This window comes from Vibrio sagamiensis NBRC 104589 (assembly GCF_007990935.1).
Taxonomy (GTDB): domain Bacteria; phylum Pseudomonadota; class Gammaproteobacteria; order Enterobacterales; family Vibrionaceae; genus Vibrio; species Vibrio sagamiensis.
The window spans coordinates 29903-51549 of sequence record NZ_BJXJ01000030.1 but is presented as its reverse complement, the minus strand read 5'-3'; the positions used below and the strand labels follow the sequence as shown (position 1 = coordinate 51549).

Here is a 21647-nt window from a genome sequence, read left to right as displayed (position 1 = left end):
TTCTTATTTTTAAAGAGCATCTCTTCTTTACTTCAGAAGAGTCGGCCATTCTAACGATATAATCTGTTGTGTCAAACACTTTTTGCTTTTTATTTTATTCTTTTAAAATACGAAGCAGTTGATTATTTCGTTTTTTACGACCTTATCGACTTTGCCTTGAGCCCTTGTGAGCTCTGCCCTTTCGACGGAGATGCATTATAGAGATCACGTTCACATTAGCAAGCGTTATTTTAAAAAAAATGCAAAAATAACACTTAAATGCTGATATATCCCTCAACGCCTTATTTATTCAACTTTACCCCTAAGCTGCAAACAAGTTATCCACAGAGTTATTCTTTGCGGAGTCATTTTGCACACTCATTGGCGACTTTCTTTTAAAGACATTTGAAAAAAAGCCCCCACTTAAAAAGTAGGGGCTGTTTTTTACTTCAGGAAACATACTCTCTTTTATTGAGCTAGGTTTATTGCTGTTGACTATTAGATTCCTGAGCCATCTTGTTCAGTACTGTCATCTTCATGTAATCCACATTCACGTTTGAGCCCAAAGAAGCGGGTTTCTTCTTCTGACATACCGGGTTCCCATATTTTTGACGTATGGGTATCTCCTATTGAAAGGTACCCTCTATCCCATAAAGGATGATAACTCAAGTCATTCACTTCCAAGTAGTAGTGAACATCCCTATTACTCCAATCAATAACAGGAAGGAATTTGAATACCCCATTTTGAATTGACAAGATAGGTAAACCTGAGCGCGATTGACTTTGCTCTCGACGTAACCCAGAAAACCATGTCCCAACATTTTGCTCACGTAGAGCACGTCGCATTGGTTCTACCTTATTTATCTTGTTGTACTTTTCAATTCCCTCTATACCTTGTTCCCACAGCTTTCCATAGCGGGCTTCTTGCCACTGAGGACTTTCCTTTGCTCGGTACACTTTAAGATTGAGGTTAAGTTGTACTTGTAGCTGATCGATAAATTGGTAGGTTTCTGCAAACAAGTACCCTGTATCGGTAAGAATAATCGGAATATCTGGCTTTTGCTGCGTCACAAGATGAAGCATCACGGCAGCTTGGATACCGAAGCTAGAAGAGACAGCAAACTCACCTTCCAAGTTTTCCAAAGCCCACTTAACGCGTTCCGAAGCTGAAAGCTTTTCGAGTTCGACATTTATTTGAGCAAGACGAAGAATCTGCTCCGTTTTAGTTAATGTCAGTAACTCTGATAATTCCAGTCTGGACGTTACAGAATCAAGCATAGAAATCCCTCTTAGATACCAACACCTCTTGAATAATGCCAGCCCGAATGGTGAAATCACCAAATGCTTCGCCTTCTTCACGTTCACCAGCCCAACGTGACACCAGTTGATCTATTTCTTCCAAGATTTGTTTATCTGTAATGTTCTCTTTGTACATTTTGGGGACTCGTGTACCACCACGGTTCCCTCCTAGATGTAAGTTGTATCGACCCGGGGCTTTACCCACTAAGCCAATTTCTGCCAACATGGCTCGGCCACAACCATTTGGGCAGCCTGTGACACGAAGAATAATATTATCTTCTTCAGGCAAGCCATGCTTTTCTAAAATTTGTTCAACATCAGTGACAAATTGAGGAAGAAAACGTTCTGCTTCTGCCATTGCTAATGGGCAAGTAGGAAATGCAACGCAAGCCATAGAATTTTTTCGCTGCTCACTGACACCCTCATCCATTAAACCATGCTCACGGGCAATCTTCTCGATCACTGCTTTTTGACTCTCTGCCACACCAGCTACAATCAGATTTTGGTTTGCTGTCATACGGAAGTCACCTTTGTGGATTTTGGCAATTTCAGCCACACCCGTTTTAAGTGGTTTCCCTGGGAAATCCAACAGACGGCCATTTTCGATAAAGAGCACCAGATGATGTTTGCCATCGATCCCTGCAACCCAACCGATACGGTCACCACGCTCTGTGAATTCGTAAGGGCGGCTTTGCCCAAATTCAACACCCGCACGTTTTTCCACTTCTTCTTTAAATACATCACTACCGACACGATCTAATGTGTACTTAGTCTTTGCGTTTTTGCGGTTTGAACGGTTACCCCAATCACGCTGTGTTGTTACTACAGCGGCAGCAATATCAAGTGTTTTATCTAATGGAATAAAGCCAAAATCATCTGCTCGACGTGGATAGGTTGATGTATCACCGTGGGTCATCGCAAGGCCACCACCGACAAGAACGTTAAAACCAACCAACTTGCCGTTCTCTGCAATCGCAACGAAGTTAAGATCGTTAGCGTGAACATCTACGTCGTTTTGCGGAGGGATAACCACCGTAGTTTTGAACTTACGTGGCAAGTAGTTCTTACCTAAAATCGGTTCGTCTTCCTCTGTACTTTCTACTTTTTCACCGTCTAACCAAATCTCTGCATAAGCTCGTGTCTTGGGTAGTAGGTGTTCACTGATCTTCTTCGCCCATTCGTAAGCTTCTTGATGCAGTTCTGATTCCACAGGGTTTGTCGTACATAACACATTTCGATTTACATCACCTGCCGTCGCAATAGAGTCGATACCAATACTATTTAGCGTTTGATGCATCAATTTAATATTGGGCTTCAAAACACCATGGAATTGGAATGTTTGGCGGGTAGTTAGACGAATACTTCCATACAAAGAATGCTCCGTCGCAAATTTATCAATCGCCAACCATTGCGTTGGGGTAATGATGCCACCCGGCATACGTGCTCGAAGCATTACATTGTGTAACGGCTCTAGCTTTTGCTTGGCACGCTCGTTACGGATATCACGATCATCTTGCTGGTACATGCCGTGAAAACGAATCAATTGGAAGTTATCTGCGGTAAAGCCACCAGTAATACGGTCTTGCAGATCTTGCTCAATCGTTCCTCGCAGTAAATTGCTTTCTCTTTTAAGGCGTTCGTTATCCGAGAGTGGACCAAGCACCTCACCTAATACTTCTTGGCTGTTTGTTTGTTGATTCGCGCTCATTAGTACACATCCCTTTGGTAACGTTTCGCTTTACGTAAATCGTTGATAAATGCTTCTGCTTCTTCACGAGAAAACTTGCCCTGTTGCTCGGCGACAAATACCAGTGCATCGTGAACATCTTTTGCCATACATGTGGCATCACCACATACATAGATATAGGCACCATCTTTGATCCATTGCCAAACTTGTTCCGCGTTTTCTAGGATGCGATGTTGAACATAAACCTTCTCGGTTTGATCACGGCTAAACGCAACATCAAAGCGAGTTAACAAACCTGACTTGAGGTACTTTTGCCACTCCACTTGGTAAAGGAAATCTTGAGTAAAGGTACGGTCACCAAAGAACAACCAGTTCTTGCCTTCCGCATCACGATTATCACGCTCTTGGATAAAGCTGCGAAAAGGTGCAATACCGGTACCAGGACCAACCATGATGATTGGTGTGTTGCCGTCTTGTGGTAGTTTAAAATTCTTGTTGTGCTCAACAAACACTTTCACTTCACCGCCTTCTTCTAGACGTTGAGTGAGGAAACTCGATGCTCCGCCGTAGCGCTTCTCATCACCTTTGTCGTATTCAACCAAGCCTACGGTTAAGTGAACTTCTTCATCCACTTCCGTTTGACTCGAAGCGATAGAATATAGGCGAGGAGTCAATCGGCGAAGTAAACCAACCAACTCTTCTGTACTGAGCTTGGTCTTTTTCTCTGCAAGCACATCAACAATTTGTGTATTTGCTGCGTAATGACGAAGTTTGTCTTTATCTTCCAACAGCTTTTGTAACTTCTTACTCCCAGACAACTCGGCAAACTTAGTCACAAATTGAGGGTTTGATGCGGTGATCTCGTATTTACTGATCAATGCGCTATGGATAGAAAGGCTTTCGCCATCAACTTCAATACTTTCGACGCCAGAAAGACCGACTTTCGCTAAGATGTCATTAGCGAGCTCAGAGCTATTGTCAAACCAGACACCTAGTGCATCACCTGGCTGATAGGTCAACCCCGACTCTTCTAGGTCAATCTCTACGTGGCGAACATCTTTACTCGAGTCACGCCCTGTGAGCTTCTGACTTGCCAAAAGCGTCGCTGTGTATGGGTTTTGCTTATTGTAGGCAGAATGATCTGGAGCAACTTGACTAACTGGCAGTTGAACCACTTCTGCTTCATTAGCAGAAGAAAGGGCTTCTTTTACCTTTCCAAGCGCTTGCTTACGCCATTCTGCTGCTGGTGTGTCATAATCCACATCACAATCAATACGCTCAAAGAAGGCAGTTGCGCCTAACTTAGATAGATAAGTATCGAAGTCTTTACCTGTTTGGCAGAAGAACTCATAACTCGAATCACCCAATGCAATGACAGCGTATTGTAGGTTTGGTAACTTAGGAGCTTTCTTAGATTGAAGAAACTCATGCAGTTCAATGGCATTATCCGGTGCTTCACCTTCACCGTTAGTCGACGCCACGATGATCACATGTGTCTCTTTCGCAAGGTTCTTTCCTTTGTAATCGCTGGCATCAAACAGCTCAACAGCAATGCCTTCAGCTTTAGCCTCTTGCTCTAGGGCCTCAGCGACCCCTTTTGCATTGCCCGTTTGAGACGCAAAAATAATACTGAGTTTGCCTGCAGGTTTTGCTCCCACTGATGCGACTGCTTGCGCGATAGGCGTCACTGTGGCATTAGGTTGCTGCTGGGCTAATCCCCAAAAATAACCACTCACCCAAGCCAATTGGTGGGAAGAAAGCTCGGAAATAGTTTGCTGAAGAGAACTCAGTTGTTGGTCATTTAGAGGGCTAGTAATAGGTGGCTTGTCACCTTGCCCATGATTATCATCCGTCATATTCTGATGAGAATATTCATTATTTTGAAAAGACATTGTCACGACATCCCTATTCAGTGCGTGACGATAGATTAACCACTATTTTTAATAACAAGAAAGAATAGAAGTGAATGTTTTATAACTTTTCGGAGTAAGAAACGCATCCAATCAGCGGTCTTCAATACGAACTTGCTGAAAGCCAATAGCCAGAGCCGATTTAGATGCCGTGTCAAGATCGTCATAGAGGCATTCCTCTCCATGATTATCTGTCAGGCAAACGAATCCACCACGAGCATGACGAAACTCAACAACCCACCCGCCTTCTTGAATCGATGGCTCGATAATGGCTTCTACCAACTGATTGTCACGAAATAGATGGCGTAATTCATTTATAGTCATAAAACCTACCCCGACTTTTCATACATCGCACCTAAATAAGCATGGTCGATGTATGGAAAAAGAGGAGATAAATTCGATTTTATATAACTAAGTAATATAAAAAAAGGCCTCTTAAGATTGAGACGTTTTTAAAAATTCGTTTTTGACCTTAAAACGTGTATTCCGCTGATGCAAAGAAACCATTGGCAAAAATGTATTCCTCACCAACGTCAGATATAAAATCCTTCGATTCTAAATCAATGACACGATAGCCAGCACGTAAAGCTAATTCCGATTCATTCATAGGTACTCGATACTGCAATCCAGCCATAAGATCAGTACTTTTAATTCCTTTGTTATCGCCAAAGTTCATTTCACCAATAACATCAACATTCGTGTTCGGTACGCTGATTTCTGCATAGCCATACCAAGCCCAAATTAAGCCATCAAAGGTATCAGTGCGAGCATTAGCACCAACATCCACATACTTCGTATTGCTTAGGTCACTGAACGTGATTCCAGCATCAAAATGCATCAGGTCGTGATCAAGGATTGGGTAGTAAAGTGATAAATCGAGTTTATCAAAACCCATATAGTTCGCATCAATACTCGAGTAACGTAAACGAACATTAGGCAAATATTTAATATTATTTTCAACGCCAATAAAGAAAACACCCGTACTACGACTCTCTCTTTTTTCTTCGTTCACTTTCGTATCAAACGCCCAAGCCTCTGCACCCACGGTTGTGGTGAAAGAAAAATCTTGTGCAAAGATGGGCGAAGCCGCGATCAATGAAAGTGTCGCTAAAGCGATGTTCGCTTTATTTGTCATGTAATTCTTACTCCGAGATAGTTAACTTAGAGGTGAGATGTACGATAAATATTATCATATACTCACCCCTCTCTATCAACTAGATCGAGCTAATTTATGGTTTATAACGAGGTTGGGCGACAACATTTTTAAAAAACCATATACCCAAAGCAATAACGATTAACCATGGTAATAACTTAAGCACAACGCCAAGCATCCCTAAAAGTAGCATCACAACAACAGCAACCCCTGCAGCAATAAACACTGTCGTCATTGTTAGGCCAGTTACCAGTAAGGTGGCAGTAAAAACAAAAATAAAGATCAGTTCCAACATGACAAATTCCCCTTTAGTTTTAGTATTCAACAAGCAGGTTTCATACCAACCCAAGAGAAAAACACAAGACACTGATTATTAAATAAAAAACCAGAGAACACCTGTCTCTCTGGTTTTTCAAAATTGTGAGCTGGTTATTTTTACCATCTAATGGCAATTTTTACACATCCAACTCTTTAGGAATTTTAGCCAAAGCGGCTTGTAAAACCTCAAGGCCAGAACCTGGCTTGTGAGCATTTTCGCTGATATACCTACGCCATTGACGAGCTCCGGGCATACTTTGGAATAACCCAAGCATATGGCGCGTCATATGTCCAAGGTAAGCACCTTTAGCCAGCTGAGCTTCAATATACGGATACATTTCTTCAACGATTTCACTGCGTTTTTTTACTGGCGCATTTGAGTCAAACAGTTCTTGATCTACTGACGCTAAGATATATGGGCTTTGATACGCTTCACGACCAATCATCACACCATCAAGATGCTGCAAGTGTTCTTTGACTTCTTCAAGTGACTTAACTCCGCCATTGATGGCAATCGTCAGATCAGAAAAGTCTTTTTTTAATTGGTAAGCTCGTGGGTAGTCCAGAGGTGGTATTTCACGATTTTCTTTCGGACTTAACCCACTCAACCAAGCTTTACGAGCATGGATAGTAAATTGCTCACAACCGCCTTTTTCCGACACAGTTGAGACAAAATCCGTTAAGAATTCATAAGAGTCCAAATCATCAATACCAATACGAGTTTTTACTGTAACAGGAATATCCACAACATCTTTCATCGCCGCGACACAATTTGCGACTAGTTGTGGCTCTGCCATTAAACAAGCACCAAAGCGACCATTTTGGACACGGTCTGAAGGACAACCTACGTTTAAATTCACCTCATCATAACCACGCTCTTGAGCTAATTTCGCACAGGTGGCCAAATCTTGAGGGTTTGAGCCACCCAATTGCAGTGCTAAGGGATGTTCTTCTTGGTTATACGCCAGAAAATCCCCTTTTCCATGGATGATAGCGCCTGTTGTTACCATTTCCGTGTACAACAAGGTCTCTTTGGTCATTAAACGATGGAAATAACGACAATGACGATCGGTCCAATCGAGCATGGGTGCAACGGACAAGCGGCAAGGCGCGTATTTATTGGAGTTTTCAAGGTTCATCATGGTTAACTCAAAAATATAACTACTCTGTGAACATACTCAAGTTCATCCATTTCTACCAGTCATTATGGTAATGGATGCTCGTGGCACAATTCAATATTGAAAAATGCGAACTGAATAAAGGAACTCGATTGCACTCTATTTTTCGCGTTACTGTAAAAAATAATTCACCGATTATACATATTGAAACCCAAAGATTCATAAAAAAGAGCAACGGCTCATCGTTACGCCTCGAATACCTGTCACTCAAAAAAGAGTTATCCCGCATGGGCAAAGTGCAGGTATGTCACTAATTCGATTTTCTCATCAAGGTCCAAAAGTAAAAAAACACCTATGATTCAATTAATAAATAAAAACAAATATTGAAAACATAACATTGATTTTTAAGGGTAAATACTTTTTGTCTCACTATGTTACAAAAGCTTTCCTAGCAAAAAGACACCTATGATCTAATTAGTTATAAAGCAATGAATCGACATAAGTTAATTGGCTTTTATTTGAGTGAATTTACTGGTGTATTTTTGTAGGTGTGCCAATGATAAGAGTAGTACTACTAGGCAATGCACAGCTTTTTGAGTGATAGTTATTAGCTAGATTTTATAAATTAAATCATTAGTGTGTGTTCACTATTATTGTTTCGCTACTTTAGGCCATGATTTTCAATTCAATAATAGGTACACTGTAGCCTTATCGACCAACTTAACTACAAGTCGGTTACTGTAAGACGCCTTCGATTGTTATGGTGAAAGATTTGAACCCCACTCTACTTGAGCAAATAGAACTTACCTGCACAAAACGTGGGGTAAGGTTAACTCCTCAACGCAAACGCGTTTTTGAACTCATCTACTCTAATCGACGTGCCTCTAGCGCGTATGAGTTGCTAGAACAGTTAAAAGAAAGTGAACCTAAAGCAAAGCCTCCAACTGTCTATCGAGCCCTCGATTTTTTATTGGAACAAGGATTCATTCATCGTGTTGAGTCAAACAATAGCTTTATTACTTGCTGCTCCTTCAACCACAAGCAACACTTTTTCCAATTATTAATTTGTGATAAATGCGGTGATGTTGTTGAGCTTGAAGACGAGAAATTAATATCTTTATTAGCAAGTAATGCTGAAAAATACGGGTTTCAACTTACTAACCAAGTCATCGAAACTCATGGTGAATGTCAAACCTGCTCTTTGAAAACAAAAAAAGAAAAATAGAAGAACATTATGCGTGCTGAATTTGTAAATCCGTTTTTAGCTTCTCTGATGAATGTACTAAAAACTATGGCTTCATTAGAACTAAAACCTCAAAAACCAAGAATCAAGAAAGATGAAATTGCACGAGGTGATGTTTCTGGCCTTATCGGCATGGTCGGCCCGCAAACTCGGGGATCAATGTCGATTACTTTTGATGAATCATTAGCATTAGAAATAATGGAAAAAATGCTTGGTGAAGGCCCCAGCGGACTTAATGAAGAAGTGACAGATATGGTGGGTGAAATCACCAATATGGTCACCGGTGGAGCCAAACGTATTCTGGCTGAAAGTGGCTTTGACTTCGATATGGCAACTCCGATTGTTGTTTCTGGAAAAGGGCACACCATTCGACACAAATGTGAAGGTTCTATCATAATCATGCCTTTTGCTTCCCAGTGGGGTAATGCCTTTATCGAGATTTGTTTCGAATAAAAGTAAGATAGGTTAACTAAAACCAATCTATTTTTTATGTGTCTCAGACAACAAAAAGGTCAGCATTTGCTGACCTTTTCTATGATGACTTGTGCAGATTAAGCTTTGAACGCTTTAAATGCGTTAATCAGACCATTTGTTGAACTGTCATGTGAATGAATCGCTTCATTACCTGCTAGTTCAGGTAGAATTTGGTTAGCTAATTGTTTACCTAGTTCTACTCCCCACTGATCAAAGCTGAAGATATTCCAAATCACACCTTGAACAAAGATCTTATGCTCGTACATAGCGATCAAGTTACCTAGTGTACGCGGTGTGATCTGCTTAACTAAGATAGAGTTCGTTGGGCGATTACCTTCAAATACTTTAAATGGTACCAGTGACGCCATTTCTTCTTCGCTCTTACCTGCTTTAGCAAATTCTGCTTTAACAGTGTCTGCAGACTTACCAAATGCCAACGCTTCTGTTTGTGCAAAGAAATTAGACATCAATTTTTGGTGGTGATCACTCGCTGGATTATGGCTGATTGCTGGCGCAATAAAGTCACATGGGATCAGCTTAGTGCCTTGGTGAATTAATTGGTAGAACGCGTGCTGACCGTTAGTTCCTGGCTCACCCCAAATAATTGGACCTGTTTGGTAATTTACCGCATTACCTTCACGGTCAACATATTTACCATTCGACTCCATATTTCCTTGCTGGAAGTACGCAGCAAAACGGTGCATGTATTGATCGTAAGGTAAAATGGCTTCTGACTCAGCGCCATGGAAGTTGTTGTACCAAATACCAATCAGAGCAAGTATTACTGGGATATTGCTTTCTAGGTCTGTCGATACAAAGTGGTTATCCATCTCATGAGCGCCATCAAGAAGCTCAATAAAGTTGTCGTAGCCTACAGCGAGTGCGATTGAGAGACCAATGGCTGACCATAAAGAGTAACGACCACCGACCCAGTCCCAAAACTCAAACATGTTATCTGTATCGATACCAAATTCAGAGACAGCAGGTGCGTTAGTCGAAAGCGCAGCGAAGTGCTTAGCCACGTGTGCTTGATCGCCTGCAGTCGCTAAGAACCAATCACGTGCAGAGTGTGCATTCGTCATTGTTTCTTGTGTCGTAAACGTTTTAGATGCAATCAAAAATAATGTGGTTTCAGGGTCGACTTTCTTCAGTGTTTCAACAATGTGAGTACCATCAACGTTAGAGACAAAGTGAAGGTTTAGGTGATTTTTGTATGGTGCAAGTGCTTCCGTCACCATGTAAGGACCAAGGTCAGAGCCACCAATACCAATGTTCACGATATCTGTGATGGTTTTGCCTGTGTAACCTTTCCACTCACCACCAATCACACGCTCTGTGAATGATTTGATTTTCTCTAGAACCGCATTAATCGCAGGCATTACGTCTTCACCATCGACCATGACAGGTTCATTAGAACGGTTACGCAGTGCCGTATGAAGAACCGCACGATCTTCTGTTTTGTTGATCGCTTCACCACTGAACATAGCGGTAATTGCAGACTTAAGCTCCGTCTCATTCGCTAAGGCAAAAAGGTGCTTCAAAGTGTCTTCATTGATTAGGTTTTTCGAGTAATCAACTAGGATATCTGAGCCAAAACGTGCAGAGTATTTGTCGAAACGCGCTGCGTCTTGAGAAAATAGCTCTTTTAAATCCATATCTTGTGCAGATTCGAAATGCGCAGTCAGCGCTTTCCAAGCTTGAGTTTGCGTTGGATTGATATTTTTCAACATGGTTCTTATCCCGATGTTACAGTAGGTTTTATTCTCACCAGTCTAGTTTAAACTGTGGAATTCCCGATTGAGCAAAAAGTACTATATATGTCATGTTTGGGCGAAACATCACAAAACAAGGGTATTGTAATTTATTTTCATACCCTGATTATGACCGAGTCCTTATCAAGCCACTTTGAGTGAGGTCACGTTACTGCTCTCAAACCAACATAACCCGGTCAGAGCGGAGATTCATCCGACATAGCTTATCTTAAAAGAAGGTTCAATTAAGCTCTGAAATGTGACTTAATCATGAAGAAAACACATCAAAATAATGATAATAATAACATTTACTTTTACTAGGCTCTAATCAGATTAACATCGTTTCTAACATGACGAGGCTCAACTAATGTGGACACAAAAAAGTATAACGCTGAAGGCTAGAAAGCGTGGATTCCACCTTATAACTGATGAAATTGAACAACAGTTACCACAAATTCAATCTGTTTCAGTAGGTTTATTACATCTGTTTATTCAGCATACTTCCGCTAGCTTAACGCTCAATGAGAATGCCGATCCTACGGTTCGAGCAGATCTTGAAGCACACTTTGAGCGCTTTGTACCTGAGCGAGCTCCCTATTATCAGCATACCTATGAAGGGGATGATGACATGCCTGCGCATATAAAAGCATCCATACTTGGTAACAACCTCACGCTCCCAATTCAGAATGGCAGATTAGCTTTGGGGACATGGCAGGGTATTTACTTAGGAGAGCATCGTATTCATGGTGGGGACCGACGAATCATTGCAACGATTCATGGTGAATAATAGATAAATACTGAGCCATTCATTTGGTACGTTTGAACAGGTATACAAGTACTATCGCTTACGTAAACGCCTGATAACCAACCTCAAGATGCTTTAAATCAAGTAGCTTGAGGTTAGTTGGATCTGGCTTTTATTAAGCGGCAAAGATTCTTAACTCTGCTGTTATGGTAGGTACTCCATCTCAACTCGGGAAGTAAGCTTAGTCACTAACTCATAACCGATGGTGCCAACATGATGAGCAACCTCTTCGACGGGTAAATCTTTGCCCCACAAAATTGCTTCATCACCGACTTTATCAGTTGCGTCAGGCCCTAGGTCCACCGTGAGCATATCCATAGAGACTCGCCCTGCCATTGGGACTCTACGTCCATTCACTAATACAGGTGTCCCATTAGGAGCGGTCCTTGGATAACCATCACCATAACCTAATGCAATCACGCCGACTTTGGTATCGCGTTGACTAGTCCATATGCCACCATAGCCGACACTTTCGCCTTGTTTCACATCACGTACCGCAATTAAGTGGGACTTCAAGGTCATCACTGGCTGATAGCCTAAGTCTTGGGCCGTTTTATCTGTAAAAGGTGAAACACCATACATGATAATTCCAGGACGAACCCAATCAAGATGACTTTGTGGCCAAGCCAGAAAACCAGCAGAAGCCGCTAAAGAGCGCTCCCCTTGGCAACCAGATGTGAGAGACATAAATAGCTCGATTTGCTGTGTCGTGGCATCGTTGTCTAATTCATCAGCGCAACCAAAGTGGCTCATGTAACGAATAGGCTTGGCCACATTGGCACATGCTTCCAAGCGAACCACAAACTCATCATAGTGTTCTGGGTGAACCCCCAAGCGATGCATGCCACTGTCGACTTTCAGCCATACCACAACAGGTGTATCTAACTCAGCTTGTTCAAGCGCAACCAGTTGTTCCTCACAGTGAACAACCGTTTGAATATTATTGGTCACCAGAACGGGTAGATCACCTGACGAGTAAAAGCCTTCCAAAAGTAGGATCGGCTTTACAAGACCACACGCTCGAAGTTGCAACGCTTCTTCTATGCGCGCTACACCAAAAGCATCACCGTCAATGGCGTGTTGAGCAACGTGACGTAAACCATGACCATAGCCATTTGCTTTGACTACCGCCATGACTTTACTGTTAGGAGCCTGTTGTTTTACGCGCAGCAGGTTATGCTGCAATGCCGATAAATCTACGCATGCAATTGCTGCTTTTTTATAGCTCATGGTATTACTCATCATCAATATCAAATGCTGGGCCTGCGTAGTTATCGAAACGCGAGTGCTGACCTTGGAATGTCAAGCGAACTGAACCAATCGGACCGTTACGCTGTTTGCCAAGAATGATTTCTGCTGTTCCCTTGTAAGGGCTATCAGGGTGGTAAACCTCATCCCGATAAATAAACATGATCAAGTCAGCATCCTGCTCGATAGAACCTGATTCACGTAAGTCTGAGTTCACTGGGCGTTTGTCTGCACGTTGCTCTAGAGAACGGTTAAGCTGGGATAGTGCGACCACAGGCACGTTCAATTCTTTCGCTAGTGCTTTCAAAGAACGAGATATTTCAGCAATCTCTAACGTTCGGTTATCCGACATGGCCGGAACTCGCATCAACTGAAGGTAATCGACCATGATCATCGATAAGCCACCGTGCTCACGGGCCACTCGCCGAGCGCGAGAACGCACTTCAGTCGGGGTCAAGCCAGAGCTGTCATCGATGTACATATTCTTCTTTTGCATCAAGATACCCATTGTCGAAGAAATTCGAGCCCAATCTTCGTCATCCAACTGCCCTGTTCGGATCTTAGTTTGATCAACACGAGAAAGAGACGCGAGCATACGCATCATCAATTGCTCTGCAGGCATCTCAAGTGAAAAAATCAATACAGGTTTTTCTTGCTGCATGGCTGCGTTTTCGCACAAGTTCATCGCAAACGTTGTTTTACCCATAGAAGGTCGAGCGGCGACAATAACTAAATCGGAACCTTGCAAACCAGCAGTTTTCTTGTTCAGGTCGGTAAAACCAGTATCTACGCCAGTAACACCATCTTGTGGTGTTTTATACAGCATCTCGATACGCTCTAGCGTTTTTTCAAGGATGTTATCGACATTTTGCGGACCTTCATTCTCACTGGTTCGAGATTCCGCAATCGCAAACACTTTACTTTCAGCTAAATCAATTAAATCTTCCGAACTGCGGCCTTGAGGATCATAACCTGCATCCGCGATCTCATTAGCAACACCGATCAAACCACGAACAATAGCACGTTCAGCAACAATATCAGCATAGGCATTGATGTTCGCAGCACTTGGAGTGTTTTTTGCTAAATCAGCGAGATAGGCAAAACCACCGACATCATCAAGCCGTTCATGACGCTCTAAGTGTTCAGAGAGTGTAATTAAATCAAGCGGTTTGTTTTCTTCAAGAATGGCTTTAACGCCTTCAAAAATAAGACGGTGAGGACGGCTATAGAAATCACTGCTTACCACACGTTCGGCTACTGTGTCCCAACGTTCATTGTCTAATAAAAGACCACCAATTACTGATTGCTCGGCTTCTAGCGAGTGTGGAGGGACCTTAATTGCGTCGACCTGAATATCTGAAGGTTTGCGATTTCTATTTTCCACCATGACTTTGCTCAATAACTACGAATGACTCAGGATTATAACCTTAAACCTAACTATACCCAAGTAACCTCAAATCGCTTGCTCTATCAAGCTCATCAATTGGGAATAATATGCCCTTCTAAACTAAGAACACCCATCAATCCATCATATTAATAGTTCAACCCATAAGAAAATCAACTAACGAATGAATAACATTAATCAAAACAAAAAAACCAAGAAAAATTGACCTTCTGTTGACCTACCTGACGTTATATATCAATATCAGGCTCCTTTTTAATGCCTCTGAGGTTACTGTGTCAAAATACTGGTTACTTAGCTTAAGTTTACTATATATTTCGGTATCGTATGCTGAAGAATCAGTTGAATTAGATCAAGAAATTAAAGTGCCTGAGCCTTGGCAAACTGAAGTTGAATTTGGCTATCAGTCTCACACTGGCAATACAGAATCCCGCGCCCTAAATACCCGTTTAAGCGTGGTGTATACCTCTGGACGTCATCGTTCAAATGGTGAATGGAAGTTCTATAATCTTTACAAAAATGGTGAAGAAGACAAACGCTCCTCAATTTATAACATTCAGAGTGACTATAAATTAGGACCCAAAACCTACCTTTACGGCAGCTTCAACGGTACAGACTCTCGTTATAGCGCATACTTTGAAGATTATACTGTATCTGGGGGGCTAGGCTATCAGGTGTCTTACACGCAAGAGTTCATTTTAGAAATCGAGTTAGGCCCGGGTTTCCGATATCAGGAGCCAAATATAAATGAGCTTGATGACGATGACATCATTTTTCCTCACACCGTTGAAGAAGCGATCGTGCGAAGTAATGTTAATACAACATGGCAGGTCTTAGATAATTTAAGCTTTACAGCCAATTTAACACTGGTAAGTGGCAAAAGTAACTCACGCTTCGATAGTGATTTGAGTATCACAAATAACATTACCGATGATATTGCTCTGAAGTTTACCCACTCACGCCAATACCACAGCAAAGTACCAGAAGGCTTGAGCAAAGCTGATAGTGTTTTTGCAATGAGTCTACTATTTATTTTTTAAAAGGTTTAGTAGCCTTGGATAGTATTCATTAAATTTTATTTAATATATATCCTATAACTTCAAGGGACTTGACTATAAAATACCTCATAAAGTCAATGATATAAAAAAAGCACCTCCGGAGAGGTGCTTTTTATTTCGTCTTGATACTGAAATTACTCAGCAGCAACAACTTGTACGTTCACTGTAGCGAACACTTCAGAGTGAAGTTGAACGCTGATCTCGAACTCACCAGTGTTACGTAGAGCACCTTCAGGAAGGCGAACTTCGCTCTTAACAACTTCAACGCCTGCAGCAGTAATAGCATTAGCGATATCACGAGTACCGATAGAACCGAATAGTTTGCCTTCGTCACCAGCTTTTGATGCGATAACAACAGCTTCTAGAGCGTTAACTTTCTCAGCACGAGCTTGAGAAGCAGATAGTTGCTCAGCAACTTTAGCTTCTAGTTCAGCACGACGAGCTTCGAACATTTCAACGTTAGCTTTAGTAGCCATAACTGCTTTACCTTGAGGGATAAGGAAGTTACGAGCGTAGCCAGATTTAACGTTTACTTTATCGCCAAGACCACCTAGGTTACCGATTTTATCAAGTAGAATAACTTGCATTGTTTAATCCTCTTTCTTAATAAAACGAACCGATTACTGATGCTTGTCAGTGTACGGTAGTAGAGCTAGGTAGCGAGAACGCTTGATAGCGCGAGCTAGTTGACGTTGGTATTTAGCACTTGTACCAGTGATACGGCTAGGAACGATTTTACCAGCTTCAGTGATGTAATTTTTAAGAGTTGCTACGTCTTTGTAATCAATCTCTTGTACGCCTTCTGCAGTAAAACGGCAGAATTTACGACGACGGAAGAAACGAGCCATGGGCTATCTCCTGATCTTAAATTTGAGTAATGTTGTCGGCGTGTAACACTAATTTCCCAACGCCATTTCGGCCGGTTTGATAAGCAACAAAACCACTTACCTTAATGTTACTGCCTTGTACTAAATTCTGAGTTAATGCTTGTGACCCAAGCCCACTAACAACAACCGCCATACGACAATATACTTGCCTATACAGGTCGGCTTCGATAATCGTAGAGCGATGCTCTAACCAAAATCGACAGTGTTCAATACCACTAGGGCTTTTGCTACGAATAGGCGGTTTGGCAATGGTGCCACTCAGCTCCATTCGATTGGTCATAAGAAATATTACTCAGCAGCTGCTTCTGGCTTAGCTTCAGCACGCTCTTCACGACGAGGAGCACGCTCTGCACGCTCTTCTTTCTGCTTAAGCATGATAGATTGCTCAGTGATCGCCGCTTTAGTACGCATGATCATGTTACGTAGAACTGCATCGTTGAAACGGAAAGCAGTTTCTAGTTCATCGATAACAGCTTGGTCAGCTTCAACGTTCATTAGAACGTAGTGAGCTTTGTGAAGCTTGTTGATTGGGTAAGCCAGTTGACGACGACCCCAGTCTTCTAGACGGTGGATTTTACCACCAGCTTCAGTGATTGAACCAGTGTAACGCTCGATCATGCCAGCAACTTGCTCGCTTTGATCTGGGTGCACCATGAATACGATTTCGTAATGACGCATTGGTTGCTCCTTACGGATTATTCAGCTTCCACAAATGGCTCAGTCGTCCAGAGGAAGCAAGGAACTAAAGACAATTGACTGAGTTTAAGGAGCACGAATAGTACAGAAAGGAGATAAATTAGGCAAGTGATTATTTGCACACCACGGTGGATATTTTTACTGCCTTGAATCATATATAGCAAAGGCGACCAGTGAAATGGTAGCCTTTAAAATCATAGCGGTATCGCACTGGTTTTAGAGTGTATTTTAGCGCTTATTTGACGTTTTCAAGTTCAGTGCGCATTTTATCAATAACTTGCTTGTAATCTGGCTCACTGAAAATCGCAGAACCTGCAACAAACATATCCGCACCCGCTTCTGCGATTTCACGGATGTTATCAACTTTCACGCCCCCATCTATTTCTAGACGGATATCGCGACCAGATTGATCGATCATCTTCCGTACCGCACGTAACTTATCAAGTGTGTGAGGAATGAATGATTGACCGCCGAAACCTGGGTTGACTGACATCAACAAAATCAAGTCAACTTTGTCCATGAGGAATTCAAGGTGTGCAAGTGGTGTTGCAGGGTTAAGAACCACACCCGCTTTACAACCGTGCTCTTTGATTAACTGCAGAGTACGATCAACGTGCTCAGATGCTTCAATATGGAATGTAATCATCGATGCGCCAGCTTTGGCGAAATCAGGGATAATACGGTCAACGGGTTTAACCATTAAATGAACATCAATAGGGGCTGTAATGCCATAATCTCGCAGTGCTTTACACACTGGGGCACCAAAGGTTAGGTTTGGCACATAATGATTATCCATCACATCAAAGTGAACGACATCAGCACCCGCTGCCAGTACCTTCTCAACATCTTCGCCTAAACGAGCAAAATCTGCAGATAAAATGGATGGTGCAATGAGAAAATCTTTCATACCGGGCCTCAAGTTTGGCGAGTAAACAGTAAATTATATCGCCAATGATTCTACCTAAGCCTGAGATGAGATCCACTATTTAGGAACAATAGTTTAAGAATTATGAAGCCGAAGCGGCTGAATCCTCAGCATGGAAAAGTGCCAATAACTCATCAACTTTGTTTCGTCCACTACCATTACGACTAATTGTGCGCTTTACTTTGACTGCATTTAAGTCTGCACCGTGGTACAAGCGACGCGTTAAGGTGGTATCGTGGTTTGAGATAAGCACGGGTATACCACGCTTTATTGCCGTTGTTTCAGCAATATCAGCTAAAGCGGCTTGGTCATCTAGCGTAAAGCCACTAACAGCATAAGAAGTGAAGTTTGCCGTATTGGACAAAGGCGCATAAGGAGGATCACAATAAATCACACTGCCTTTACGAGCACGGCGAAACGTCTCAGTGTAGCTTTCACAAACAAACGTGGCTCTTTTAGCTTTCTCTGCAAAAAACTCTAATTCTGCTTCAGGGAAATAGGGTTTTTTATACGAACCAAACGGAACATTAAACCCGCCTTTTTTGTTATAGCGACACAAGCCATTAAAACCAAAGCGGTTCATGTAAAGGAAAGCTACCGATCGATACATGAGATCATCCGTGTTATTAAATTGAGCACGGATATCAAGGTAAGCTTCTTTGCGATTATTATCAGCAATAAACCAACGTTTCGCTTCTGAAATGTACTCTTGTGGTTTGTCTTTAAGCAAATTGTAAAGATTGATCAGATCAGGGTTAATGTCTGCTAGTAAATAATGTTCATAATCAGTATTAAGAAAAACCGAACCAGCACCGACAAAAGGCTCAACGAGCTTGCGAGCGGGTGGCAAATGACGCTGAATATCTTCGACAAGGCCGTACTTTCCCCCAGCCCACTTCAGAAAGGCTCTCTGCTTTTTCATCTATTGCTCTTATTGCTAAAAGTGACAAACCTAATTTGAGGGTGCGGAATGTAACATATTTTTCGGTCAAGCTCAGGATTATTTCGCTTGGTCTATTTCTTTGTGCACTTGGGAGATAGACTTAGCCCAAGGGTTAACCAATTTTAACACTTCAGGTAATGCATCAGCTGCATCTCGTGCCGCTTGAATCGTTGGGTAATCTTGGTAAGTAATAATGAACCACTCTTTATCATTGCGTAGTGTTGGATAGATACGAACTTCATCATTAAGGTTGTGTTTATCCAAGAATGCTTGAACATCTCGTTTGTCAGTCATCGCACCTAATTGCAAAGTATAAGAACGAGCTGGAAGCGCTTTTAATGCATCGAGTGCATAAGAGAAGGTACCCATTGCCGTGACTGAAGCGACCTTATTCGTTGCCACTTCCGCTTTTGGGACAATGTTAATCAAAGAGGAACTACTATGGTGCGGCGCTTTTTTAGGGTCATTTTGCTCCGTGCTATCTAGGTTATTGGTTTTATCGGGCTCATTACCCGGGGAGGAATCCGATTTATCTTCTAACAAAGCATCAACCACTTCTGAATCAATCACCACTCGCTGCTGATTATCTTCATTACCCACACTGATCACATTATCAGTCACCACCGGTGGTAAAGCGTTAGAATCATCTTCACCTACTTGAGCCGCTCCCTTTGGAGTATTCACACTGTTTTCAGCCGTTTTCATATCCATTGATTGCATTGATTCCGCTGAGTCAGATGACACAGCAGGGTCGGTAATAGTGGGAATGGCAGTTTGTTCGAGGTAACGTGTAATTTGTTGCGCTTTGTCATCTGGATCAGGCTGCATCCACCAGTAGCCACTCGCGATCAAGAGTAATAAAAGCAATACAAGCAAAGCGATATTAAGAGGTGAGTCGATAATCGAACGAATAATAATTCTTTTTTCCATCTTCATCTCTCCCAACGCCATGATGTCGCCCGGTGTTGGGCTGACTTTCTTAAACGCATTTCTCACTCGTTTCTCTGCACTATCATCAACATAACGTACAACTAGAGACTCAAAGAAACGACGTGCTTCTATCTCAGATAACAAATCAATATCGAGTTCCACTGGCTTGAGATCTTGACCATAACTAATACGAGCTAAGATAGATTCAAAATGTCCCGTTTTAGTAAACAATAAAATATTAATACGCCAATTCGGTTGTATTTGTGCAGCAAGCACTAGTGCCCAAAGTTCTAACACCAAGCTTTCACTTAACAAATTTGCATCATCTATTACAATTGCAATATCACATTCATCATTGCCGACAATATGTTCAAGACTATCAATTAAAGTATCATGCTGATCAAACAACGCATCTGACATTATTTGACTTAACATTAGCATACGTCGTTGAGAATCATCTTGATTAACATGACACGACAACAAACACTGGTTTTTATTGCTAGCACCAACTTCTAGGTAACGTTGTGCAAGCCAAGACTTCCCGTAGCCGGTCTGGCCATTAATCACAATCAAGTTGGAACCGAAGTTAGTCAGTAAGCCTAATCTTTCAAGTAATCCTGTTTGTGAGTCCAGTTCAAGAACGTGAGCAAAACTCATGGTACAACCTTAATAGTAATAAGAATGGCGCTAAATCACGCCATTACAAGGTTAAATTGTACGTCCAAAGTCGATCGCTTGCTTGATGACTTCTTGAGGTGTTCCCGTCATCACTTGCGCAGATCCGATGCCAGTTGGAAGAACTAAACGTAGTTGACCAGATAAAACTTTCTTATCACGCATCATATGCATCATAAAGTCATCAAAAGTCATACTATCTGGCGTATGCACTGGCAACTTAGCGCGACGCATAATGTTAATGATGCGATCAAACTGTTCTTGCGAAATCAACCCACGTAAGTGAGAAGTTTTCGCCGCCATCACAATACCTGAAGAAACGGCTTCACCATGTAGCCAATTGCCATAGCCCAACTCAGCTTCAATTGGATGACCAAAGGTATGACCTAAGTTCAAAATCGCCCGAATACCAGATTCTTTCTCATCTTGTGCTACAACTTTGGCTTTAATTTCACAACAGCGAGCAATCGCATACGTCAAAGCTCTTTCATCTAAAGCATATAAACTATCAAGATTCCCTTCTAACCAAGCGAAAAAATCGGCATCATAAATAATGCCATACTTGATTACCTCTGCCATACCTGACGCAAACTCACGCTCTGGAAGCGTCGATAAACAGTTAGTATCAATAATTACCGCTTTAGGTTGATAGAAAGCACCAATCATATTTTTACCAAGAGGATGGTTGACCGCAGTTTTACCACCAACTGATGAATCCACTTGTGACAATAATGTGGTTGGAATTTGGATAAAATCAACACCACGTTGATAGCAAGCTGCGGAAAAGCCAACCAGATCACCAACAACACCACCACCTAAAGCAATAATCATTACATCACGTGCAAAGCGACCTTCCAGCAGATAGTTTATTATTTGATTGAAGGTTTCTAAACTTTTGAATTGCTCACCATCTGGCAATTCAAGCAGTGATCCATCACAGCCAAATTGTTTAAGTTGACTAAGAATCTTTTCTGCATACAGAGGTGCAACCGTAACATTACTGATCACGACAACTTTCTGGTCCGCAGTTTTATTCAAAATAATTTGTGAAAGGTACGCCGGGTCCTCAAACAACCCGGCGCCAATAGAGATAGGGTAGCTACGTTCAGCTAGATTGACCGTAATCCGTTCCATCGGTGTGCTCCA

The 21647-nt window shown here is 41.9% G+C and carries 22 protein-coding genes; 4 read left to right on the top strand and 18 right to left on the bottom strand.

Annotation, left to right across the window (positions count from 1 at the left end):
• Nucleotides 1-477: 477 nt before the first annotated feature.
• From VSA01S_RS14275 to dusA, 7 genes are all read right to left on the bottom strand, one after another.
• Entirely contained in the window at nucleotides 478-1257 is a 780-nt protein-coding gene (locus VSA01S_RS14275; RefSeq protein ID WP_039979984.1) for a phosphoadenylyl-sulfate reductase, read from the bottom strand.
• A complete protein-coding gene (cysI, locus tag VSA01S_RS14270) occupies nucleotides 1250-2986 on the bottom strand; it encodes an assimilatory sulfite reductase (NADPH) hemoprotein subunit (protein WP_039979985.1) in 1737 nt (578 codons plus the stop codon). The genes VSA01S_RS14275 and cysI overlap by 8 nt, the downstream gene beginning before the upstream one ends.
• Nucleotides 2986-4857: an assimilatory sulfite reductase (NADPH) flavoprotein subunit gene (locus tag VSA01S_RS14265; RefSeq protein ID WP_102857615.1), complete on the bottom strand. Its 1872-nt coding sequence runs from the start codon at nucleotides 4855-4857 to the stop codon at nucleotides 2986-2988. The genes cysI and VSA01S_RS14265 overlap by 1 nt, the downstream gene beginning before the upstream one ends.
• Before the next feature lie 111 nt (nucleotides 4858-4968).
• Complete coding sequence (locus VSA01S_RS14260) at nucleotides 4969-5199, bottom strand: hypothetical protein (RefSeq protein ID WP_039979986.1); 231 nt, start codon at nucleotides 5197-5199, stop codon at nucleotides 4969-4971.
• A gap of 148 nt (nucleotides 5200-5347) precedes the next feature.
• Nucleotides 5348-6010: a TIGR04219 family outer membrane beta-barrel protein gene (locus VSA01S_RS14255; RefSeq protein ID WP_039979987.1), complete on the bottom strand. Its 663-nt coding sequence runs from the start codon at nucleotides 6008-6010 to the stop codon at nucleotides 5348-5350.
• Between the two features lie 94 nt (nucleotides 6011-6104).
• Complete coding sequence (gene pspG / locus VSA01S_RS14250; RefSeq protein WP_039979988.1) at nucleotides 6105-6323, bottom strand: envelope stress response protein PspG; 219 nt, start codon at nucleotides 6321-6323, stop codon at nucleotides 6105-6107.
• Between the two features lie 160 nt (nucleotides 6324-6483).
• The gene (dusA, locus tag VSA01S_RS14245) at nucleotides 6484-7485 is read right to left on the bottom strand and encodes a tRNA dihydrouridine(20/20a) synthase DusA (RefSeq protein WP_039980027.1); all 1002 of its coding nucleotides are present in this window, start codon (nucleotides 7483-7485) and stop codon (nucleotides 6484-6486) included.
• A gap of 739 nt (nucleotides 7486-8224) precedes the next feature.
• Between dusA and zur the strand changes: the two genes are divergently transcribed.
• Both zur and VSA01S_RS14235 read left to right on the top strand, forming a co-directional pair.
• Nucleotides 8225-8689, top strand: coding sequence for a zinc uptake transcriptional repressor Zur (gene zur / locus VSA01S_RS14240; protein ID WP_039979989.1), 465 nt, complete (start codon nucleotides 8225-8227; stop codon nucleotides 8687-8689).
• 9 nt (nucleotides 8690-8698) lie between these two features.
• Nucleotides 8699-9160 (top strand): chemotaxis protein CheX, encoded by a 462-nt coding sequence (locus tag VSA01S_RS14235; protein ID WP_039979990.1) that lies wholly within the window; start codon nucleotides 8699-8701, stop codon nucleotides 9158-9160.
• Nucleotides 9161-9258: 98 nt separating this feature from the next.
• Here the strand turns inward: VSA01S_RS14235 and pgi are convergent, their stop codons facing one another.
• Nucleotides 9259-10911 (bottom strand): glucose-6-phosphate isomerase, encoded by a 1653-nt coding sequence (gene pgi, locus VSA01S_RS14230; RefSeq protein ID WP_039979991.1) that lies wholly within the window; start codon nucleotides 10909-10911, stop codon nucleotides 9259-9261.
• A gap of 388 nt (nucleotides 10912-11299) precedes the next feature.
• Between pgi and VSA01S_RS14225 the strand changes: the two genes are divergently transcribed.
• Nucleotides 11300-11719 (top strand): secondary thiamine-phosphate synthase enzyme YjbQ, encoded by a 420-nt coding sequence (locus VSA01S_RS14225; protein ID WP_039979992.1) that lies wholly within the window; start codon nucleotides 11300-11302, stop codon nucleotides 11717-11719.
• Between the two features lie 162 nt (nucleotides 11720-11881).
• On the opposite strand, the gene alr is transcribed toward VSA01S_RS14225, so the two are convergent.
• Together alr and VSA01S_RS14215 are read right to left on the bottom strand one after the other, a co-directional pair.
• Nucleotides 11882-12967, bottom strand: a complete 1086-nt coding sequence (gene alr / locus VSA01S_RS14220) for an alanine racemase (protein WP_039980028.1) — start codon at nucleotides 12965-12967, stop codon at nucleotides 11882-11884.
• Between the two features lie 4 nt (nucleotides 12968-12971).
• On the bottom strand, nucleotides 12972-14372 hold the full coding sequence (locus VSA01S_RS14215) for a replicative DNA helicase (protein ID WP_039979993.1): 1401 nt from the start codon (nucleotides 14370-14372) through the stop codon (nucleotides 12972-12974).
• Between the two features lie 290 nt (nucleotides 14373-14662).
• Here VSA01S_RS14215 and VSA01S_RS14210 point away from each other — a divergent pair, with 290 nt between their 5' ends.
• Nucleotides 14663-15427 carry a DUF481 domain-containing protein gene (locus VSA01S_RS14210; RefSeq protein ID WP_039979994.1) on the top strand — a complete coding sequence of 255 codons (765 nt, stop codon included), beginning with the start codon at nucleotides 14663-14665 and terminating at the stop codon, nucleotides 15425-15427.
• Between the two features lie 152 nt (nucleotides 15428-15579).
• Here VSA01S_RS14210 and rplI read toward each other — a convergent pair whose 3' ends face one another.
• The 8 genes from rplI to aroB form a co-directional block, all read right to left on the bottom strand.
• Nucleotides 15580-16032: a 50S ribosomal protein L9 gene (rplI, locus tag VSA01S_RS14205; RefSeq protein WP_039979995.1), complete on the bottom strand. Its 453-nt coding sequence runs from the start codon at nucleotides 16030-16032 to the stop codon at nucleotides 15580-15582.
• A 33-nt stretch (nucleotides 16033-16065) separates the two neighbouring features.
• Nucleotides 16066-16293 (bottom strand): 30S ribosomal protein S18, encoded by a 228-nt coding sequence (gene rpsR, locus VSA01S_RS14200; protein WP_000090472.1) that lies wholly within the window; start codon nucleotides 16291-16293, stop codon nucleotides 16066-16068.
• A 16-nt stretch (nucleotides 16294-16309) separates the two neighbouring features.
• Nucleotides 16310-16612: a primosomal replication protein N gene (priB, locus tag VSA01S_RS14195; RefSeq protein WP_039979996.1), complete on the bottom strand. Its 303-nt coding sequence runs from the start codon at nucleotides 16610-16612 to the stop codon at nucleotides 16310-16312.
• Nucleotides 16613-16620: 8 nt separating this feature from the next.
• Complete coding sequence (rpsF, locus tag VSA01S_RS14190; protein WP_010443890.1) at nucleotides 16621-17010, bottom strand: 30S ribosomal protein S6; 390 nt, start codon at nucleotides 17008-17010, stop codon at nucleotides 16621-16623.
• Nucleotides 17011-17263: 253 nt separating this feature from the next.
• The gene (rpe, locus tag VSA01S_RS14185; protein ID WP_039979997.1) at nucleotides 17264-17935 is read right to left on the bottom strand and encodes a ribulose-phosphate 3-epimerase; all 672 of its coding nucleotides are present in this window, start codon (nucleotides 17933-17935) and stop codon (nucleotides 17264-17266) included.
• A 100-nt stretch (nucleotides 17936-18035) separates the two neighbouring features.
• A complete protein-coding gene (locus VSA01S_RS14180) occupies nucleotides 18036-18875 on the bottom strand; it encodes a Dam family site-specific DNA-(adenine-N6)-methyltransferase (protein ID WP_039979998.1) in 840 nt (279 codons plus the stop codon).
• A gap of 78 nt (nucleotides 18876-18953) precedes the next feature.
• Complete coding sequence (locus tag VSA01S_RS14175) at nucleotides 18954-20483, bottom strand: SPOR domain-containing protein (RefSeq protein ID WP_039979999.1); 1530 nt, start codon at nucleotides 20481-20483, stop codon at nucleotides 18954-18956.
• Nucleotides 20484-20534: 51 nt separating this feature from the next.
• The gene (gene aroB / locus VSA01S_RS14170; protein WP_039980000.1) at nucleotides 20535-21635 is read right to left on the bottom strand and encodes a 3-dehydroquinate synthase; all 1101 of its coding nucleotides are present in this window, start codon (nucleotides 21633-21635) and stop codon (nucleotides 20535-20537) included.
• Nucleotides 21636-21647 lie beyond the last annotated feature (12 nt).

What these genes read in the sequence shown, in the direction of transcription:
- VSA01S_RS14275 (WP_039979984.1), bottom strand. Translation starts at nt 1,257, where the DNA reads ATGCTTGATTCTGTAACGTCCAGACTGGAATTATCAGAGTTACTGACA.
- cysI (WP_039979985.1), bottom strand. Translation starts at nt 2,986, where the DNA reads ATGAGCGCGAATCAACAAACAAACAGCCAAGAAGTATTAGGTGAGGTG.
- VSA01S_RS14265 (WP_102857615.1), bottom strand. Translation starts at nt 4,857, where the DNA reads ATGTCTTTTCAAAATAATGAATATTCTCATCAGAATATGACGGATGAT.
- VSA01S_RS14260 (WP_039979986.1), bottom strand. Translation starts at nt 5,199, where the DNA reads ATGACTATAAATGAATTACGCCATCTATTTCGTGACAATCAGTTGGTA.
- VSA01S_RS14255 (WP_039979987.1), bottom strand. Translation starts at nt 6,010, where the DNA reads ATGACAAATAAAGCGAACATCGCTTTAGCGACACTTTCATTGATCGCG.
- pspG (WP_039979988.1), bottom strand. Translation starts at nt 6,323, where the DNA reads ATGTTGGAACTGATCTTTATTTTTGTTTTTACTGCCACCTTACTGGTA.
- dusA (WP_039980027.1), bottom strand. Translation starts at nt 7,485, where the DNA reads ATGAACCTTGAAAACTCCAATAAATACGCGCCTTGCCGCTTGTCCGTT.
- zur (WP_039979989.1), top strand. Translation starts at nt 8,225, where the DNA reads ATGGTGAAAGATTTGAACCCCACTCTACTTGAGCAAATAGAACTTACC.
- VSA01S_RS14235 (WP_039979990.1), top strand. Translation starts at nt 8,699, where the DNA reads ATGCGTGCTGAATTTGTAAATCCGTTTTTAGCTTCTCTGATGAATGTA.
- pgi (WP_039979991.1), bottom strand. Translation starts at nt 10,911, where the DNA reads ATGTTGAAAAATATCAATCCAACGCAAACTCAAGCTTGGAAAGCGCTG.
- VSA01S_RS14225 (WP_039979992.1), top strand. Translation starts at nt 11,300, where the DNA reads ATGTGGACACAAAAAAGTATAACGCTGAAGGCTAGAAAGCGTGGATTC.
- alr (WP_039980028.1), bottom strand. Translation starts at nt 12,967, where the DNA reads ATGAGCTATAAAAAAGCAGCAATTGCATGCGTAGATTTATCGGCATTG.
- VSA01S_RS14215 (WP_039979993.1), bottom strand. Translation starts at nt 14,372, where the DNA reads ATGGTGGAAAATAGAAATCGCAAACCTTCAGATATTCAGGTCGACGCA.
- rplI (WP_039979995.1), bottom strand. Translation starts at nt 16,032, where the DNA reads ATGCAAGTTATTCTACTTGATAAAATCGGTAACCTAGGTGGTCTTGGC.
- rpsR (WP_000090472.1), bottom strand. Translation starts at nt 16,293, where the DNA reads ATGGCTCGTTTCTTCCGTCGTCGTAAATTCTGCCGTTTTACTGCAGAA.
- priB (WP_039979996.1), bottom strand. Translation starts at nt 16,612, where the DNA reads ATGACCAATCGAATGGAGCTGAGTGGCACCATTGCCAAACCGCCTATT.
- rpsF (WP_010443890.1), bottom strand. Translation starts at nt 17,010, where the DNA reads ATGCGTCATTACGAAATCGTATTCATGGTGCACCCAGATCAAAGCGAG.
- rpe (WP_039979997.1), bottom strand. Translation starts at nt 17,935, where the DNA reads ATGAAAGATTTTCTCATTGCACCATCCATTTTATCTGCAGATTTTGCT.
- VSA01S_RS14180 (WP_039979998.1), bottom strand. Translation starts at nt 18,875, where the DNA reads ATGAAAAAGCAGAGAGCCTTTCTGAAGTGGGCTGGGGGAAAGTACGGC.
- VSA01S_RS14175 (WP_039979999.1), bottom strand. Translation starts at nt 20,483, where the DNA reads ATGAGTTTTGCTCACGTTCTTGAACTGGACTCACAAACAGGATTACTT.
- aroB (WP_039980000.1), bottom strand. Translation starts at nt 21,635, where the DNA reads ATGGAACGGATTACGGTCAATCTAGCTGAACGTAGCTACCCTATCTCT.